The sequence below is a fragment of the Pseudomonas sp. BN417 genome (assembly GCF_029871205.1).
Classification (GTDB): Bacteria; Pseudomonadota; Gammaproteobacteria; order Pseudomonadales; family Pseudomonadaceae; genus Metapseudomonas.
Map to the genome: position 1 here is coordinate 15,896 of NZ_SSOJ01000165.1, position 3,889 is coordinate 19,784.

General features: G+C 66.2%; 3 protein-coding genes. 1 reads left to right on the forward strand and 2 read right to left on the reverse strand.

The genetic code is table 11. The features are described 5' to 3' along the window. Positions 1–315: 315 nt before the first annotated feature. Both E8F11_RS29575 and E8F11_RS29580 read right to left on the reverse strand, forming a co-directional pair. A complete protein-coding gene (locus tag E8F11_RS29575) occupies positions 316–1,200 on the reverse strand; it encodes an SDR family NAD(P)-dependent oxidoreductase (protein WP_280292480.1) in 885 nt (294 codons plus the stop codon). Continuing rightward, positions 1,197–2,747, reverse strand: a complete 1,551-nt coding sequence (locus tag E8F11_RS29580; RefSeq protein WP_280292481.1) for an NAD(P)/FAD-dependent oxidoreductase — start codon at positions 2,745–2,747, stop codon at positions 1,197–1,199. The genes E8F11_RS29575 and E8F11_RS29580 overlap by 4 nt, the downstream gene beginning before the upstream one ends. A 115-nt stretch (positions 2,748–2,862) precedes the next feature. Between E8F11_RS29580 and E8F11_RS29585 the strand changes: the two genes are divergently transcribed. Next, complete coding sequence (locus E8F11_RS29585; protein WP_280292482.1) at positions 2,863–3,567, forward strand: TetR family transcriptional regulator; 705 nt, start codon at positions 2,863–2,865, stop codon at positions 3,565–3,567. Positions 3,568–3,889 lie beyond the last annotated feature (322 nt).

Below are 3,889 nucleotides of genomic sequence, written 5' to 3' on the forward strand. Positions count from 1 at the left end.
TGGCCCCGCACGCCTCTCGCGGCATCCATGCCGCTCGTCCCCCTGCGCAACGCTTCCGCTCGGCCTTCTGACGGGGCGGAATCGCTGCCCCACCTCTTCTGCACAGGTTCAGGCACTGAACAGGCAACAGGATTGCCGCGCCCTGTCAGGCGCGAGTCACCCCTCGCCCTCCGGGAGAGGGGCCGGGGGAGAGGGATGCATCAGGCAGGCGCGGAGGTCTGAAAGAGCCGTACTAGACGCCTCTATTCGGTGCTGCAACAGCTAACGCAGACATAGCCATTTCAATCGCGAAGGGCTGCGCAGCAGCCCCCTGTCTCACTCCGCCGCCTTGGATGCCTCCACCGCCTTCGGCCTGGGCGCGAAGCGGGCCGCCAGGCGCATGGAGCCGGTGACCAGGCGCTGGTAGAGGGTGGGTAGCAGACGCTGCATGCCGTCCAGGGCCCAGGCGTCGGCGCCGATGAGGATGCGCCGACTGTCGCGCAACACGCCGCGCAGTATCACTTCGGCGGCCTTGTCCGGGGTGGTGCGCAGCAGTTGGTCGTTGAATTGCTGACGGGCGCGGCTGGCTTCCTGGCCGGTGACCCTGGCCAGGCTGTCGTTCATCCGCGCGGTCTTGGCGATATTGGTCTTGATACCGCCGGGGTGCACGCAACTGGCGGAGACCCCGCAGTCCTCCATGTCCAGTTCCTGGCGCAGGGATTCGGTGAAGCCGCGCACGGCGAACTTGGTGGCGTTGTAGGCGCTCATGCCCGGCTGGGCGAACAGGCCGAAGACGCTGGAAACGTTGACCACATGGCCCTCGCCGCTGGCCTTCAGGTGCGGCAGGAAGGCCTTGGTGCCGTACACCACGCCCCAGAAGTTGATGTTCATGATCCACTCGTATTCCGAGTAGTCACTGCCGTCCACCGTGCCGGCATGGGCGACGCCGGCGTTGTTGATGATCAGGTTGACCCGGCCGTGGTCCAGCACCACCTGCTCGGCCCACGCGTGCACGGCGTCGCGGTCGGCGACGTTGACCAGGGTCTCGGTGACCTGCACGCCGAGTTTGCGCACCAGGGCGGCGGTTTCCGCCAGGCCTTCGGCATTCACGTCGGCCAGGGCCACCTGGCAGCCCTGGCGGGCGAGCGCGCAGGCCAGCGCGCGGCCGATGCCGGAGCCCGCGCCGGTGATGGCGGCAACCTTGTTCTCGAAGGATTTCATGCCGGCACCTCCTGGGTGGCCAGTTGCAGGGCGCCCTGGGCGGCATGGGCCGGCACGCTACGGCTGAAGTGATAGGCCGCCGGGTCGAAGTTGCGGGTCAGCAGGCGGAAGCGCCAGGTGAAGCCTGGCCAGACGGTGCAGTTGCGGCCGCTCACTGGGTGCAGGTACCAGCTCTTGCAGCCGCCGGCGTTCCACACGGTATTGCCCAGGCTGCCCTGGAGCTTGCCATTGAACCTGTCCTGCACGTCGCGCTTGACCTCCAGGCTGCGCAGGCGGCGCTCACCGAGCAGGTCGAGGGCGCCGAGCACGTAATGGATCTGCGATTCGATCATGTAGACCATGGAGTTGTGGCCCAGGCCCGTGTTCGGTCCCATGAGGAAGAACAGGTTGGGGAAGCCCGCGGTCATGGTGCCCTTGTAGGCCTCGGGACCTTGCGGCCAGGTGTCCAGCAGGTCGACGCCGCCGCGGCCGAAGACCACGCCACGGGGCAGCGGATCGCTGGGGGTGAAACCGGTGCCGAAGATGATGGCGTCGACGTCGCGTTCCTGGCCGTCGGCGGTGACGATGCTGCCGGCGCGGATTTCCCGGATGCCGTCGGTGATCACGTCGACGTTGGGCTGGGTCAGGGCCGGGTAGTAGTCGTTGGAGATCAGCACCCGCTTGCAGCCCATGGTGTAGTCCGGGGTGACCTTGGCGCGCAGTTCCGGGTCCTTGATCTTGCGTTTGATGTAGCCCGTGGCGAGCCACTGGGCCAGTTTCATCACCCGTGGTGTCAGGGCAAAGCCGATGACACGGCTTTCGAGAACGGCGTAGATGGCGCCGCGCCAGAGCTTCTGCAGGACTGGGAAGCGCTTGAAGCGCGAACGCTCGCCCTCGCTGATGGCGCGGTCGGGCTTGGGCATGATCCAGGGCGCGGTGCGCTGGTAGAGGTCGAGCTGGACGACCTGCTTCTGGATCTGCGGGACGAACTGGATGCTGGAGGCGCCGGTGCCGATCACCGCCACGCGCTTGCCCGCCAGGTCGTAGTCATGGTTCCACTGCTGGGAGTGGAAGCTCGTGCCCTGGAAGTTCTCCAGCCCATTCAGCGCCGGGATCGACGGAGTGGACAGGGCGCCCATGCCGGAGACCACGAACTGCGCCGTGTAGTGATTGCCGGCGGCGTCCTCGATCTGCCACAGCTCGTCCAGCTCGTTCCAGGCCAGGCGGGTGATCTCGGTGTCGAGCAAGGTCTTGTCCTGCAGCCGGTACTTTGCCCAGCAGCCTTCCAGGTAGCTCTTGATCTCGCCCTGCTTGGCGAACATGCGCGTCCAGTTCGGGTTGGGCTCGAAGGAGAAGGAATAGAGGTGCGATTGCACGTCGCAGCCGCAGCCGGGGTAGTTGTTCACCCGCCAGGTGCCGCCGATGCCGGGTTCCTTCTCGAACATGAGGAAATCGTTCTCGCCCTTCTGCTTCAGGCGGATCGCCATACCCAGGCCGGAGAAGCCGGAGCCTATGATGGCGATCTTGCAATGGCGGGCAGGGGTGTGGGGTGAGGCTGACGCATTCATGGGCCGAGCTCCTGTTCTTGTTAGTTGCGACGTATACATCTGTATACCAAGGTAGACAGATGTATACTCGCCGGCAATCCAGCGCCGTCACAACCAACCTTAGGTAGGGCCAACCATGAATTCCGCCAGCGCCGACGAACAGCCGCCCCGCGACAGAAGCCCCGACGCTCCGGGCAAGCGCCTGCTCATGGAGGCGGCGCTGCGGCTGGGCTCGCAGAGTCGCAGCCTGGGTGGCCTGGGCCTGCGCGAGCTGGCGCGAGAGGCGGGGCTGAACCCCAACACCTTCTATCGCCACTTCAAGGATGTGGACGACCTCGGCCTGGCCATCATCCGCAACATTTCCACCCAGCTGCGCCAGCCCCTGCGCGAGCTGCGCCGTGAGGCGGCGGCCCGCGCGGTGCGGGGTTCCCAGGCGGAGATGCCGAAGCTGCTGGGCATCGACCTCGGCCGCGGCCGGCGGGTGTGCCGCGAGACAGTGCAGCTGTTCTTCGATTTCGTCGACGGCAACAGCGAAGCCTTCATCATCGGCGTGCGCGAACTGCACGGCTCCTCGCCAGTGCTGCGTGCGGCACTGCGCGAGGTGATGGACGATTTCACCGCCGACATGGCCGAGGACATCAGCGAGTTCCAGCTGCTCCCGGCGCAGGTCGAGCCAGCGGTGGTACGGCGGGTATCCAGCCTGGTCAGCCGCAACCTGTTCCAGATGTCCCTGGACTACATCGGCCAGCCGGAGCGCCGCGAGGCCATACGTGCGGAGGCGGAGGAGCAGGTGCTGTTTCTCTTTACCGGGGCCAGCGTGCTGCAGGCGCTGGGGGTGTAGGGGCGAATTCATTCGCCAAGGGACGCGCAGCGTCCCCATGGGGCCTTTCAGGGCAGACCTGCGGCCTGCTTGGCGAATGAATTGGCTATGTCTGCATTCAGTGTTGCTAGAACCACCTGAACCCGGCTGATTGTCGAGCCGGCAGGGAGTCTCTGTTTCGCCTCCCGGCGAGTCTCTTTTGGCAGTCGCCCCAAAAGAAACCAAAAGGGCTTGCCCCTGCATCCGGCCCGGCTACGCCGGGTCCCCTCGCTCCATCGTCGCTCCGGGGGCACGGCGTGAGGGGCCATCCATGGCCCCGCACGCCTCTCGCGGCATCCATGCC